Origin of the sequence: Aeromonas sp. 600527 (assembly GCF_049175415.1) — a bacterium.
GTDB lineage: Bacteria > Pseudomonadota > Gammaproteobacteria > Enterobacterales > Aeromonadaceae > Aeromonas > Aeromonas veronii_A.
Genome location: NZ_JAAKVA010000024.1, coordinates 1 through 15,499, shown reverse-complemented (window position 1 = coordinate 15,499; position 15,499 = coordinate 1). Strand labels below are relative to the sequence as shown.

Sequence of the window (15,499 nt, the reverse complement as noted above, 5' to 3'; positions counted from 1 at the left end):
CTCCTTATTGCGCCTGGATTCTGAGTTCTGCACTGGAACGGCTGGTGTGACCCAGCAGCGATTTCACGTCGCTGGACTTGGGTTTTATCAGCCTGAACTTGGGCACATAGGAGTCGAAGTTGGCCAGGATCTCCTCGGCGCGCGAGCTGCCGGTCTCATTGAGGTGCGCCGTGATGATGCCGCGCAGGTGCTCCTGATGGATGGCGAGATCCGCCACGTCCAGCAGTTCCACCAGCTCGGGATTGGTGCGCTTGGCGAAGTTGCCGCACTCGTCGAGCACGTAGGCAAAGCCGCCGGTCATGCCCGCCGCGAAGTTGACGCCGGTCTGACCGAGTACGGTGACGATACCGCCGGTCATGTATTCACAACCGTTGTCGCCAATCCCCTCGACTACCGCCAGGGCGCCGGAGTTGCGCACCGCGAAACGCTCGCCGGCAGTGCCTGCGGCGTAGAGTTTGCCGCCGGTGGCGCCGTAGAGGCAGGTGTTGCCGATGATGGCCGCTTCATGGGATTTGAACGCCACACCGACATGGGGCTTGATCACCAGCTTGCCGCCGGTCATCCCCTTGCCCACGTAGTCGTTGGCGTCACCGGTGAGGATCATCTCAAGGCCACCCGCGTTCCAGACGCCGAAGCTCTGGCCTGCGGTGCCGTTGAAGTGCACCTTGACCGGATCCGCCGCCATCCCCTGATTGCCGTGACGTTTGACGATCTCGCCCGAGAGGCGCGCACCCACCGAGCGGTCGGTGTTGCGAATGTCGTAGCGGAACTCGCCACCGCTTGAGGTTTCCACCGCTTCCAGCAGATCTTCCACCATCTTGAGGTTGAGCGGCCCCTTGTCGAAGGTGGGGTTGTGCTGCTGGCTGAACAGGCTGGAGCCTGCCGGAGCAACCGGACGGGCCAGAATGCCGGAGAGATCCAGCTTGGCCTGACGAGCGGTGAGGCCGGGCAGGGCTTCCAGCAGATCGGTGCGGCCAATCAGGTCGGTCAGCTGGGTGACGCCGAGCTGGGCCATCAGTTCGCGGGTCTCCTCGGCGATGAACTTGAAGTAGTTCATCACCATCTCCGGCAGGCCGGTGAAGTGCTCGCGACGCAGCTTCTCATCCTGAGTGGCAACGCCGGTGGCACAGTTGTTCAGGTGGCAGATCCGCAGGTATTTGCAACCGAGCGCCACCATGGGGCCGGTGCCAAAACCGAAGCTCTCGGCGCCGAGGATGGCCGCCTTGATGATGTCGAGGCCGGTCTTGAGGCCGCCATCCACCTGCAGTCGCACCTTGTGGCGCAGACCGTTGGCGACCAGCGCCTGTTGGGTTTCAGCCAGACCCAGTTCCCACGGGGAGCCGGCATATTTGACCGAGGTGAGGGGGCTCGCGCCAGTGCCGCCGTCATAACCGGAGATGGTGATGAAGTCGGCATAGGCCTTGGCCACGCCGCAGGCGATGGTGCCGACACCGGGCTCTGAGACCAGTTTCACCGACACCAGACAGCTCGGGTTGATCTGCTTGATGTCGAAGATGAGCTGGGCCAGATCCTCGATGGAGTAGATGTCGTGGTGCGGCGGCGGCGAGATCAGGGTCACGCCGGGCACGGAATAACGCAGCTGGGCGATCTGGGCGGTGACCTTGTCACCGGGCAGCTGGCCCCCTTCGCCGGGCTTGGCGCCTTGAGCCACCTTGATCTGCACTACATCGGCGTTCATCAGGTAGTGGGGGGTGACACCGAAGCGGCCGGAAGCCACCTGCTTGATGCGGGAGTTCTTCTCGGTACCGAAACGCTTGGGATCTTCGCCCCCTTCGCCGGAGTTGCTCTGACCGCCGAGGCGGTTCATGGCGACAGCCAGAGCCTCATGGGCCTCAGGGCCGAGGGCACCGATGGACATGGCGGCGGAGTCGAAGCGGGGGAACAGCTTGTCGGCTGGCTCAACCTGATCCAGCGCGACCGGATTGTCGACTTTCTTCAGGGCAAGCAGATCGCGCAGGGTGGCAACCGGGCGCTCGTTCACCAGACGGGCGTACTCCTTGTAATCGGCATAGTTGCCGGAGCGCACCGCGGTTTGCAGGGTCTGCACCACATCCGGGTTGTAGGTGTGGTACTCGCCGCCGTGGACGAACTTGAGCAGGCCGCCATGGGGGAGGGGCTTGCGCACCAGCCATGCCTGACGGGCCAGATTGTGCTGATCCTGCTGGATGTCGGCAAAATCGGCACCCTGAATACGGCTCGATACGCCGCGGAAGCAGGTATCGACCACCGACTTGGCCAGACCCACTGCTTCAAACAGCTGGGAGCAGCGGTAGCTGGCGACCGTGCTGATGCCCATCTTGGACATCACCTTGTAGAGCCCCTTGTTGATGCCGTTGCGGTAGTTGACCATGGCCTGGCGCAGGGACATGGTGAGCACGCCCTCTTCAACCTGTTTGGCCAGGGTTTCGTAGGCCAGATAGGGGTAGATGGCGGTCGCGCCAAAGCCCAGCAGCACCGAGAAGTGGTGCGGATCGCGGCAGCTTGCGGTCTCCACCAGAATGTTGGCGTCGCAGCGCAGGTTGTTGTCCACCAGGGTGCGCTGTACCGCGCCCACCGCCATTGCGGCCGGGATCGGCAGGGTGTCGGCGTTGATATCGCGATCCGACAGCACCAGCAGCACGGTGCCACTCCTGGCAGCGGTTTTGGCCTCCTCGCAGATGCGCAAGATGGCCGCTTCCAGCCCCTCTTCGGGCTTGAAGTTGAGGCTGATCACCTGATGACGGTAGTACTCACCTTCCAGTGCCAGTAGCTGGTGGAAGTCGGAGTAGAGCAGGATCGGTGACTGGAACAGCACCCGGTGGGCGTGGCCGAAGGTCTCGTTGAAGACGTTCTGCTCGCGACCGATACAGGTGGCCAGCGACATCACGTGGTTCTCACGCAGTGGATCGATGGGAGGGTTGGTCACCTGTGCAAACATCTGGCGGAAGTAGTCATAAAGGGTGCGCGGACCGGAGGAGAGCACCGCCATCGGGGTGTCATCCCCCATGGAGCCGACCGCTTCCTGACCGTTCTCACCCAGTACCCGGATGATCTGATCCAGCTCCTCGAAGGAGTAGCCAAACAGCTTCTGATAGGTTTTCAGCTGCTCATCGGAGAACTCGCGGCTACCGGTCTGGCTGTCGTCCATCTGCTCGAAGGGGACCAGTCGGCGGCAATGTTTATCCATCCACTGCTTGTAGGTGTGACGGTTCTTGAGGTCGTCATCGATCTCGAAGCTGGTCCACACCTTGCCGTTGCTGGTATCGACCACGAACAGCTCGCCCGGGCCGACCCGGCCCTTCTCCAGCACTTCGTCCGGGGTGTAGTCCCAGGTGCCGACCTCGGAGGCGAGGGTGATGAACTTGTCCTTGGTGATGACGTAGCGGGCCGGACGCAGGCCGTTGCGATCAAGTGCGCAGGTGGCGTAGCGACCGTCGGTCATGACGATACCGGCCGGGCCGTCCCACGGCTCCATGTGCATGGAGTTGAAGTCGTAGAAGGCGCGCAGGTCGTCATCCATGTTCGGGTGCTTTTGCCATGCAGGCGGGATCAACAGGCGCATGGCGCGGAACAGGTCCATGCCACCGGCGAGGAAGAGATCCAGCATGTTGTCGAGGCTGGAGGAGTCAGAGCCGGTGGTGTTGACGAAGGGGGCCGCTTCCTGCAAATCGGGGATCAGCGGCGTGGCAAACTTGTAGCTGCGCGCCTTGGCCCACTGGCGGTTGCCGGCGATGGTGTTGATCTCGCCGTTGTGGGCCAGATAGCGAAACGGCTGCGCCAGCGGCCAGCGCGGGCTGGTGTTGGTGGAGAAACGCTGGTGGAAGACGCAGATGGCCGCCTGCATACGGATGTCGGCGAGATCCAGATAGAAGCGCGGCAAGTCCACCGGCATGCACAGTCCTTTATAGACGGTGACCAGATTGGAGAGGCTGACCACATAGAAGTAGTCGTCGTTGACGCGCTTTTCGATGCGGCGGCGCACGATATAGAGCCGGCGCTCGAGATCCTTGTCGACCCAGCCGGGCGGGGCGTTGACAAAGACCTGTTCAATGCTGGGCAGGGAGGCTTTGGCGATGGTACCGAGTACGTTGGTATCGACAGGCACCTTGCGCCAGCCGACCAGACTCAGGGTCTCTTTTTCCAGCTCTTCGTCGATGATGTCGCGGGTCTGCTGGGCCAATACGGGGTCAGGGTTGAGAAACAGCATGCCGACCGCATAGTTGCGGCCAAGGTGCCATCCCTTCTCCTCGGCGACAGCTCTGAAGAAGCTGTCCGGTTTTTGCAGCAGCAGACCGCAACCATCGCCGGTCTTGCCATCGGCGGAGATCCCGCCGCGGTGCTGCATGCGAGCCAATGCTGACATCGCGAGACGGACAAGCTTGTGGCTGGCTTCCCCTTCCATGTGGGCCAACAGGCCGAAGCCACAGTTATCCCTCTCCAGCTTTGGATCATATAGTGACATTGCATTTCTCCCTTGCTCGGCCTTGTATCGCACAGTCATCACCTGACTGCATAAATTGCGATTGGCTCTTGTGGTTCCGTCTGCCTGACGTGGCGAATCTCCAAACTAATGGGATTTTCTGGCGAGGTCAATCGCAGGTCAGGTTTGTCTTCATGGTTACATTCGCATAACAAAATGTCGGGTTAGGGGGATTCGCTCGCAGTTATGAAGCATTTATTCTGTGTTGTTTGATTTTGTTGGTTAAATATATCGCCATTGACAGGCTCAATGGTGTGCTCGGCGACGATGGGCGAATGTAGTAATTTTACCAACCCGATGTGGCCGACAGCGGAAGGGATCACATTTTCAATATCCCATGCTTGCAATTGTGTGCTGTCGGGTCTCTTTGAATTTCTCATTGTTCAACAGTGGGTTATCAGGTCTCATTTTCATATGGATGTTTACTGTTTGAATCGTCAAAGAACTGTAAAAATCCTTTTTTTGCGCTTTTTCTCTATATTTATTCAAAATTGGTCGGGTATTTATATGTTTTACCCTCTCCGCTAGCTTGATCCAGCTCAGCCCCTGTTTTGCGCAAGCTCGTACAATGGCGCTCCTTTAGCGGAGGTGTCATGCAGTTACACGAACTCGTCAATACATTCGGTCAGGATCTCAAGCAGCGTCATGGTCAGAAGATCCACAAACTCTCCATCCATGGGGCCTTCACCTGCCCGAACCGTGACGGCACCCTGGGCCGCGGTGGCTGTACCTTCTGCAATGTATCCTCTTTTGCTGACGAGTCGGCTCAGCAACTCTCCGTGGTGCAACAACTGCTGGCTCGCCGGGACGAAGTCACCCGTGCCAAGCGCTATCTTGCCTACTTTCAGGCCTATACCAGTACCTATGCCGAGGTCGAATATCTGCAGCGGATGTATGAAGAGGCGCTGTCGGTGAGCGATATGGTGGGGCTCTGCGTGGGCACTCGCCCCGATTGCGTACCGGATGCGGTGCTGGATCTGTTGGCGGGCTATCAGGCCCGGGGTTACGAGGTGTGGCTGGAGCTCGGGCTGCAAAGTGCCAATGACAAGACCCTGCAACGGATCAACCGCGGCCACGGTTATGCCGCCTATGAGGATGCGGTAAGACGTGCCCATCAGCGCGGCATCAAGGTATGTGCTCATCTGATCGTCGGCCTGCCGGGCGAGGTGCCAATGGACAGCCTCGATACCCTGCATCGTATCGTTGAGACCGGTGTTGAGGGGATCAAGCTGCATCCGCTTCATGTAGTAGAGGGCAGTACTCTTGGCAAAGCGTGGCAGGCGGGGCGCCTTGAGGTATTGACGCTGGAACAGTATGTGGAGGCGGCCGTTGCCATGATCCAGCACACGCCGCCCGAAGTGGTGTATCACCGGATTTCGGCCTCCGCTCGTCGTCCGACTCTTTTGGCGCCAGCCTGGTGTGAAAACCGCTGGACGGCCATGGCGGACATTGCCAAAGCACTCTCATTGAGCGGCCCGCAAGGTCACGCGTTGGGCAGACCCTTCATACTTCCTGACCTATAATTGAGCGCCAGATTATTATTTTCACGTAAAACATAGGGTTATATAAAAAACTTCATACCCTAAACTATAGTTTTGGTACGTGCCGGTTGATATAGTGGTGCGCCATAATAAATGTCATTATCAATTAACTCCGGCATTCATCCTGATTGCAGTGTTAGCATGGTGTTGATGAGCCGATTATTTTTACCAATAACGAATCATGCCGCCATTGCTGCTGTGCCGGGAAATTGGGGATGAGTGTCGCGATCTATCTGGACAGGTTTATCCCCTGATCAGTCTCATCAGCGGGAAGGCCACTCGGTTTTAGCGTGGCTATAGCAGGGAAATATGAGCGATGAACGCTCTTATCTACCTCATTTATGCAGTGACAGGATGCTATGCAAGCAGAAACAAGTCGTATTGATGAGTTATTGGAGTGTCTGGTCTTCTTGACCCGCTTTTATGGTGTGCCCAACAGCCAAGATGCCCTGACGACCGGGTTGCCACTGGTCTCCGGGCGCCTGACTACCGCACTCTTTTGCCGTGCTGCCGAGCGGGGCGGGTTATCCGCCCGTGAAGTGATACAGCCACTGGCCGATATTTCTCCCTTGCTGCTGCCTTGTGTATTGCAGATGCGCAATGGTGGCGCCTGCATTTTGCTGGAGTGGAACGAAGATCGCAGCCAAGGGAAAGTGATTTTCCCGCAGGCAGGTGATGCAGCCCAATGGCTAACCGCAGCCCAGTTGGGTGATGAGTATCTGGGGCGCCTCTTCTACGTGAAGAAGCAGTTCAAGTTTGACGAGCGCTCTCCCAAGGTGTTGGAAACCCGTGATGGACACTGGTTCTGGAGCACCTTGTTCGAATCCCGCGGCATCTATCGCGATGTGCTTATTGCCTCCATTCTGATCAACCTGTTTGCCATTGCCAGCCCCCTTTTTACCATGAACGTCTATGACAAGATTGTGCCCAATCTGGCATTTGATTCACTCTGGGTGCTGGCGGTCGGGGCCATGGTGGTCTTTACCTTCGATTTTGTGATGCGGCAGCTACGCAGTTACTTTATCGATATCGCCGGAAAAAAGTCCGATGTGCTGCTGTCGGCCAAGATTTTCGCCAAGGTGATGGGCATGCGGATGGAGTCTCGCCCCGCTTCCACCGGCGCGTTCGCCAAACATCTGCAGGAGTTTGAATCGGTGCGGGAGTTTTTCACCTCCGCGACGGTTTCTACTCTTATCGATCTGCCCTTTGCCATCTTCTTCCTCTTTATTATCTGGATGTTTGCCGGCGTGATGGTGGTGGTCCCTATCGTCGCCATGCTGATCCTGATCGCTTACAGTTTTTATATTCAGGAGCCCCTCAAGCAGTCCATCGAAGAGGGATCACGTCTTGCATCCCAGAAGAACGCCAACCTGATTGAAAGTATTTCCGGGCTGGAAACCGTCAAAATTTTCGGTGCCGAGAGCATGTTCCAGCATCGCTGGGAACAGGCCGTTTCCCATATTTCCACCTGGGGCGTACAGACCCGCCGTATTACCAACTCCATGTCTTCACTGGCTAGTTATATCCAGCAGGTGGTGACGGTCGGTCTGGTGATCGTCGGTGTTTACCAGATCTCCGAAGGCTTGGTCACTATGGGTGGCATGATTGCCGCCGTGATGCTCTCCAGCCGTGCCATTGCGCCCATGGTACAACTCTCGGTGTTGTCGACCCGTTATAACCAGGCCAAGTCTGCACTGGATATTCTGGAAAAAATCATGCAAACCCCGGGGGAGCAGGAGGAGGGCAAGCAATATATCCATCATCCGGTGCTTGCCGGTCGAATTGAATTCGAGAATGTTTCGTTCAAATATCCGGGAATGGAAACTAGCACTCTGCACAATATCAATTTGCGCATTCAGCCGGGCGAAAAGGTGGCGATTATCGGTCGGATTGGGGCGGGTAAAACGACCCTTGAGAAGCTGTTGATGGGGCTGTATCGACCGACCGATGGTTCTGTTCGCCTCGATGGTTTTGAAATCGACCAGCTGCCTCCGTCAGTGATCCGCCGCAATATCGGCTGTGTACCGCAAGATGTCATTCTCTTCTTTGGCTCCGTGCGAGACAATATCATGCTGGGTAATCCGCTGGTGGATGATGTGAGAGTCTTGCGCGCCGCCAAGCGGGCGGGTGTTACCAACTTTACCAACCGCGATCCCAACGGGCTGGATCGGCAGATAGGCGAGGGTGGCCGTCAGCTTTCCGGTGGCCAGCGTCAGTCGATCCTTCTGGCACGCGCCCTGCTTAATGATCCCCCCATTCTGGTGATGGATGAGCCGACCTCCAACATGGACAACCAGTCCGAGATGCAGGTCAAACAGGAGCTTGCCAGACTGGGCCCGGAAACCACATTGATCCTCATCACTCACAAAACCTCGATGCTGGATGTGGCATCGCGAGTGATCGTCATCGAGCAGGGACAGATAGTGGCTGATGGCCCCAAAGAGGTGGTGTTACAGCAGTTGAAGGAAGGCAAAGTGCGCGTGCAGGAGGTGTCCCATGGTTAAGGGGCTCATGGACTGGTTCAAGCGCAGCAAAAAGGCGCCTTCCGGCGATGTATTGCCGGCGCCCGAGCATCTGGAGTTTGTCGATGACGGTGCGGCAGCTGTGCTGCTCACCACGCCGACCGGTGCCCGCATCCTGTTGTGGTGTTGTTTCCTCTTTTTCATGAGTGCCATCGTCTGGGCGGCCTGGGCTGAGCTGGATGAAGTCACCGTGGGTCAGGGCAAAGTTATTCCGTCACGCCAGCTGCAGGTGATCCAGAACCTGGAAGGGGGGATCGTCAAAGAGATCTTCGTCAAAGAGGGGGATATCGTCGAAAAGGGGCAGCCGCTGCTGCGTATTGATGACACCCGTTTCCGCTCCGATTTTAGAGAACGGGAGCAGGAGGTGGTAACTCTCAAGGGGGATGTGGCTCGTCTGCGGGCCGAGATGGCCAGCGTCGAGGTGAAAAACGACCCGGCACTGGGGTGGCGTGAGCAGGTCGTGGTAGGCGAAGCGCCAATCCAGTTCCCCGATGGTTATGAAACCGTCTTTGCCGAATATGCGCACCGTGAGCGCTCTGTACAGCGGGATCGCCTCAATAACCTGAAGAACCAGCTCTATATTCTTGGTCAGCAAATCGAACAGAAAGAGCAGGAGCTGATTGAACTGAATGCCAAGATCCGCACTGTGAATCGCAGTGTGGATCTGGCCAGACAAGAGCTGAATATTAGCCGTCCACTGGCGAAAGAGGGCATAGTGCCGCAAGTGGAGCTAATCAAGCTGGAACGGCAGGTTAACGAAATGCAGGGGGAACTGGAGAGTAACCGTCTGCTGATCCCAAAACTCAATTCGGTGCTGCGTGAGACCATCTCCAAGCGTAATGATATTGCGCTGAAGTTCAGGGCAGACTCCCAGACTGAACTGAATGAGAAGCAAGGGCGACTTGGCCAGTTGTCAGAAGGGCAGGTTGGCTTGCGAGACAGGGTTGACCGAACCAGCGTAATTGCTCCGCTCAAAGGAACCATCAAGAAGCTCAAGATCAACACGTTGGGCGGTGTGGTTCAGCCCGGCATGGATCTAATGGAGATTGTGCCGCTGGAGGATACCTTGCTGGTAGAAGCCAAGGTGTCACCGAAAGATATCGCCTTCCTGCGACCGGGGCTGGATGCCATCGTCAAAATTACTGCCTACGACTTTACAATCTATGGAGGATTGCATGGCAAGGTTGAACAGATAAGTGCTGATTCGATCCAGGATGAGGAGGGGAACTCCTTTTATCTGGTTCGGGTTCGGACAGAGAAGAGTTACTTGGGCGATGAGCTTAACGCACTTCCCATCATCCCCGGTATGTTAGCCAGTGCTGATATCATTACTGGTAAAAAAAGTGTCCTAGACTATTTGCTTAAGCCGATCTTACGGGCAAAGCAGTCGGCACTGAGAGAACGATAAGCCAACAATCTAAAAACAAAACATGACTGGAGATAACATGAAAAAAACGATTGTTGCCATGCTGGTCAGTGGCTGCACCCTGATCCCGAGTTTGGGTCAGGCTCAGACTCTGGAAGAGTCGGTGGCACAGACACTTGCTACGCACCCCAAGATCAAGGAAGCCTTTGATCTGTATCAGGCACGACTCTATCAGCATGATGGAGCCAAGGGTGGCTATTATCCTACGATCGATCTGCGTGGTGGCGTAGGCTATGAAAAAACTGACAGCCCTTCTACCCGTGCTGCCAGCGCCAACAGCAATATCGATGATTCCATGACTCGCAAGGAGGCTGGACTCAGTTTGCGGCAAATGTTGTTTGATGGCTTTGATGTCAGCAACAACGTCTCCAGAACCGAAGCTGAAGCCAATGCCCAGCGTCTGGCGATGATCTCCGAAGCTGAAAATACCGCGCTGCGAGTAGCTGAGGTCTACCTCAATATGCTGCGCCAGCAGGAGATCCTGGAACTCTCCAAACAGAACCTGGAAACCCACGAACAGATCCGCAGCGACATCAGCAAGCGGACTGATTCAGGGCTTGGCTCTACTGCGGATCAGACCCAGATTGAAGGTCGTGTTGCCCGGGCCTATTCAAATCAGGCCGCTGCTGAAAACAACTATCGCGACGCAGAGAGTGAATTTATTCGTGTCGTGAACGAGGTGCCCAAAGATCTGGTACAGCCGGTTCCCAATACCGAGCTTATACCGACCAGCCTCGATAGTGCGCTGAAAACAGCGACCGAAGTCCACCCGACCCTGCTCTCTTCCCTGCAGGATATCGAAGCGGCCAAGTATCAACATGAAGGCGCCAAATCCGGTTTCTACCCGAATGTAACATTCGAGGTCGATCAGAACTGGAATGAGGATATCGATGCAGTCAAAGGGCGCAACGATGATCTGACCGCAATGGTGCGCATGCGTTACAACTTGTTCCGTGGCGGTTCTGACGTGGCAGAGAGCAATGCAACATCGGCGCTCTACTCTCAGGCGAAAGACATTCATTTGAATGCGTTCCGTCAGGTGGAGGAGGGCACTCGTCTGGCCTGGAACGCGAAAGAGTCGCTGGCCAAGCAAAAGACCTTCCTGAAAGAGCATGTTGATGCCAGCTATGACACCGTACAGGCATACAAGAAGCAGTTTGGGTTGGGTCAACGGACATTGCTGGACGTATTGAACACCGAGAACGAACTGTTCGAGGCGCGTCGCAGCTATATCACCGCCGAGTATGATGCACTGCTGGCGGACTATCGCATTCTCAATGCGACAGGTAGCCTGCTCAATGCATTTAGCGTCAAACAACCCGCTGAATGGCAGGCCAGGCAATAACCATTTGTTCATGATCCAGCCGGGATGATGAACGCTAATATGGTGACTGCTGCTGGCAGTCACCATATTTGGCTAAAGCAGGTGGTTGCTCGGGTTTTGAGGAGTGCAGCAGCAATAATGCAGCAGGAATATAATGTGACACTCCAGTGCAATAATGGTGGCAGATGGTGTTATCTCCTCAATGAATGGAGACACCTAGCCCTACGTGTTCTGAGCCGCTCCTTATGGATCCTGCTGTTGCCCTTCTCACTTCTGCTCTGTGCCAGTCAGCCTTTGCCACAGGAAGATCTCAACTTGATCAAGCGGGCGGAGCAGACCTATGGAGTCAGAGCCGGCAAGCGTGTGGCCAGTTGGCGTATGCTGGTCATGGAGACGAAGGGCAGGGCCCTGAGCGAAGAAAAAAAACTTGAGCGGGTAAATAATTTTTTCAATCGGATGCGCTTTATTGATGATATCAAGTTGTGGCGCAAAAAGGATTATTGGGCAACCCCGCTGGAATTTTTGGGGGCAGCCGGGGGAGACTGTGAAGATTTCAGTATCGCCAAATACTCTACGCTGCTCGAGCTTGGGATCCCGGATGATAAAATGCGGATGGTGTATGTCAAGGCTCTTGATTACAACCAGTTTCACATGGTGGTGGCATATTATGAGACACCCTCTTCCGTTCCGGTTATTTTGGATAATTTGATCGGCTCGATTCGCCCTGCCACACAGCGGCGTGATTTGGTGCCTATTTACAGTTTTAACGGTAGTCACTTGTGGTTGATGAAGGCACGAGGCCAAGGGGAACTGGCTGGTCAATCATCCCGCTTGGGATTATGGAATGATTTACGCAATCGCATGACCTCGGGGCGATTGGCTCGGCCAGTGGTGAATTTGGATGATTAACCTATGACGCTCTATCGACAGTTATTAGCCACCATGCTGCTGCTGTTTGGATTGTTATTTGCGGCCACATACTGGGTGCAATTCAATTCAACCCGCACCTATCTGGCGCAGCAACAGGAAACAACGGTCATCAATACGGCAACCTCGCTGGGGCTTGCGCTCACCCCCTATCTGGAAAACGGTGACAAGGTCGGTGCCGAGTCGGTGATCCAGGCCATCTTTGATGGCGGCTATTATCGACTGGTTCGCCTTGATCTGCTGGCATCAAAGGATGTCATCGAGCAGGAAAATACCAACAATATTCAGGGGGTGCCGCAGTGGTTTGTGAATTTGGGTCTGTTTCCTGAGGTATCCAACGAGTCAATTCTGACATCTGGCTGGTTGCAGCTTGGAAAATTAAAAGTAGTGGGTCACCCCGGCCAGGCTTATTACGAGTTGTGGCGGGGTATGAGTGAGCTGGCGAGCTGGTTTCTGGTCGGATTTTTGATCACCACCATTTTGTTGATGAGAGCACTCAACTACTTACTCAAGCCACTGAAACAGATCTGTGATCAAGCCGTCGAGATCGAGCTGCACCATTTCGGCCATACGATCCCGGAGCCTAAAACCCATGAATTGAAGCAGGTCGTTCAGGCGATCAACACCCTCTCAAGCAAGTTGGCGCTGCAGTTTAAAGAGCAAGCCGATGAGGCCGAGAAATTGCGTGAGCGGGTTTATGTCGATGCCGTGTCGGGACTGGGCAACAGAGCCTATTTTGTAGGCCAGGTAAACGCATGGATAGCGGAGGCTGGCCAAGGTGGCGTCATGCTGGTTGCGGTCGACATGCTGGATGATATCTATCGCGATGAAGGCTTTGCTGCCCGCGACAACATGGTCAAGTCGATAGCTCAGGCTTTGAAAGAGCAATTAAAAGGGTGGGATGGCGCAGCCTTGGCACGGATCTCCGCGACGGAATATGCGCTGCTCTGTCCAACTGACGATCTGACTCAGCTAAAAGAGCTGGCTGAAGTGATTAATAGCCGCATTGCCGATCTGGTGGTGAATCCAATGGGCGAAGGGGATGCGCTCTCCGTCATTGGTATTGCCGGTCGTGATGGCAATGATGATCTCTCCGCCTTGTTGACCAAAGCCGATAATGCGCTTGGCAAGGCGCGTAATGAACGCCGTGGTGCTGTGGTGATGGAAGGAGGCACCGAGCAAGGTTTGATGGGGCGTTTGGCCTGGCGAGATCTGGTACAAGATGCCATTTCACGACAACTTTGGCGCTTTAAAGCTCAACCAGCTTGCCGGTTTGATAATGGTGCCAGATTACATGCCGAACTGTTTGCGTCTATCTCTCGGGATGGCACAGACTATTTTGCCGGTCAGTTCTTGCCTGCGATTGAACAGTTCAAACTGGGTGGCGAGTTTGACCAAGCGGTGCTTGATGCTTGCGTTCCATTACTGCAAAAACAGTCTGATCTGGTACTGGCGATCAACATCACTGCTGGCTCGCTCTGCTCGGATGAATTTTTAACTTGGCTGACGTGCTATCTGACCGAGCATGCAGAGCTGAAAGAGCGGTTGTTATTTGAAATACCTGAAGCTGCCATCATGAAACATAAAGACAACGTGGCTGCGTTGGTGGGCACCTTGCAAGCTCATGGCTTCCAGTGGGGGGTTGACCACTATGGTCGTCACTTCCAGTCTCTGGGCTATCTGGAGGAGTTGTCGCCGGCTTATGTCAAGGTCGATCACGGTTATACCAGTCAGGTCATGGAGCCGGGGGCTGACACCTCATTCCTGGCTGCAGTGTGTCGCGCCGCACACAATGCTGGTGTGACCACCATTGCAACCCGCGTCGAAGATCAACATCAAGTGGAACTGCTTTCCAAGTTGCATATCGATGGTTATCAGGGATTTGTGCATCCTGCCTTCCCCCTATCTTGATTGATATGTGCATTGCAAATTCAGCCCCAAACGGGGCTGTTTTTATATCAATAAATTATGTTTTTGATTTTTTTATTATTAAATCAACATGGGGTCTATTTGGTTCTCATCATATCGTTATGATTTTAAAAAAGAAAAACTAATCTTTCGATTTTATTCTCTATATCTGTTTGAGAGCAGTCAAATCTATACATTATTGCAACGGAAAAGCACGGTATCTCCCTCTACGGTGTAGACATCAAGATCTGTCACCATTGGAGCAATGGATATGCGTACCCAAATCATCGACAAGTCCGTGGTTGTCTCTGCGATTGAAGGTAATGTGGAGATTGTGCTGGCTGATGGAAGCAGCCGCCCTCTGCAAAGAGGGGAAATTCTCCAACCCGGGGCCAAATTAGCCATAGCGGATGATGCAAAGCTAGCTCTTTCACCTTACGACGATACTCCTGCATCGGATGTTCCAGCAGGTTCCGAGTCTGCTGAATCTGCTCAACCGCAAGTTGCGGCAAGCCAGGAAGGTGCTCCTTCAGATATTGCCGCATTGCAAGAATCTATTCTGCAGGGTGTTGACCCGACTCAAAACTTTGAGGCTTCTGCTGCCGGTGGGGCACCAGCAGCAGGTGGTGGCGGTATTGGTGGGGTAGCGGGAGCAAGCGGCAACGGTGGTTTTGTCACCATTGATAGAACTGGTGATGCGACAATTGCCGAGGCCGGTTTTGATACTAATTATCAGGCTGCTCCCTTTATTAATACAGAGCAAGTGCCTGAACCACTGTTGGAACCAGAGCCAGTAACGAATATATTGCTGGATGAGAGCGAAGTATTTTCGATGGATGAAGATACTACCGTCAGTGGTGATCTTTTGGTTAACAGTACCAACCCAGATGGCCCCCTGACTCAATCCATCATTAGCTATAGCTGGGGCAGTAATATTGATGTTCCCGCTGGTGTGACATCGATCCTGACTGGGATTGGTACGCTAGTCATCAATAGTGATGGCACTTTTACCTTTACCCCCGCCCCTGACTATTCTGGCGCCGCTCCTACGGTGAGTTATCTGGTCACCGATAGCTCCGATGTTGTTACTTCTACCTTGACACTGACAGTGGCACCACAAGGTGACATCGACTTCAACGTCGAGGCGCTGAATGCGGGTGCGACCGAGACGGATGGCACGGTACAGGTGCTGCTGACCAACACGGTGAGTATCAGCGATGGCGACGGGTCAGAGACCTGGACCAGCCTGGTGTATACCTTCAACAATTTGCCTGCGAATACCACTGCAGTTGGTGGCACCCTGGTGGGTAACGTCCTGACAGTGAACGTGGTGGCGGGGGCATTGCCGCCGGCGTTCGGGCTGGTGTTCCC

The 15,499-nt window shown here is 55.1% G+C and carries 8 protein-coding genes; 7 read left to right on the top strand and 1 reads right to left on the bottom strand.

The features are described 5' to 3' along the window. Nucleotides 1-4: 4 nt before the first annotated feature. Nucleotides 5-4,462, bottom strand: a complete 4,458-nt coding sequence (gene gltB, locus G5154_RS19965; protein ID WP_421223885.1) for a glutamate synthase large subunit — start codon at nucleotides 4,460-4,462, stop codon at nucleotides 5-7. A 611-nt stretch (nucleotides 4,463-5,073) separates the two neighbouring features. Between gltB and G5154_RS19960 the strand changes: the two genes are divergently transcribed. The 7 genes from G5154_RS19960 to G5154_RS19930 all read left to right on the top strand — a co-directional run. After that, on the top strand, nucleotides 5,074-6,003 hold the full coding sequence (locus tag G5154_RS19960) for a TIGR01212 family radical SAM protein (protein ID WP_005337371.1): 930 nt from the start codon (nucleotides 5,074-5,076) through the stop codon (nucleotides 6,001-6,003). A 377-nt stretch (nucleotides 6,004-6,380) separates the two neighbouring features. Next, the gene (locus tag G5154_RS19955; protein WP_335844055.1) at nucleotides 6,381-8,525 is read left to right on the top strand and encodes a type I secretion system permease/ATPase; all 2,145 of its coding nucleotides are present in this window, start codon (nucleotides 6,381-6,383) and stop codon (nucleotides 8,523-8,525) included. After that, nucleotides 8,518-9,951: an HlyD family type I secretion periplasmic adaptor subunit gene (locus G5154_RS19950; RefSeq protein ID WP_203117815.1), complete on the top strand. Its 1,434-nt coding sequence runs from the start codon at nucleotides 8,518-8,520 to the stop codon at nucleotides 9,949-9,951. The genes G5154_RS19955 and G5154_RS19950 overlap by 8 nt, the downstream gene beginning before the upstream one ends. A gap of 37 nt (nucleotides 9,952-9,988) precedes the next feature. After that, nucleotides 9,989-11,314, top strand: coding sequence for a TolC family outer membrane protein (locus G5154_RS19945; protein ID WP_005346740.1), 1,326 nt, complete (start codon nucleotides 9,989-9,991; stop codon nucleotides 11,312-11,314). Between the two features lie 135 nt (nucleotides 11,315-11,449). Beyond that, the gene (locus tag G5154_RS19940) at nucleotides 11,450-12,202 is read left to right on the top strand and encodes a transglutaminase-like cysteine peptidase (RefSeq protein WP_421243924.1); all 753 of its coding nucleotides are present in this window, start codon (nucleotides 11,450-11,452) and stop codon (nucleotides 12,200-12,202) included. A gap of 3 nt (nucleotides 12,203-12,205) precedes the next feature. Beyond that, entirely contained in the window at nucleotides 12,206-14,131 is a 1,926-nt protein-coding gene (locus tag G5154_RS19935) for an EAL domain-containing protein (protein ID WP_421243794.1), read from the top strand. Between the two features lie 268 nt (nucleotides 14,132-14,399). Beyond that, on the top strand, nucleotides 14,400-15,499 hold a 1,100-nt coding region (locus G5154_RS19930), incomplete at its 3' end, for a retention module-containing protein (RefSeq protein WP_421251563.1).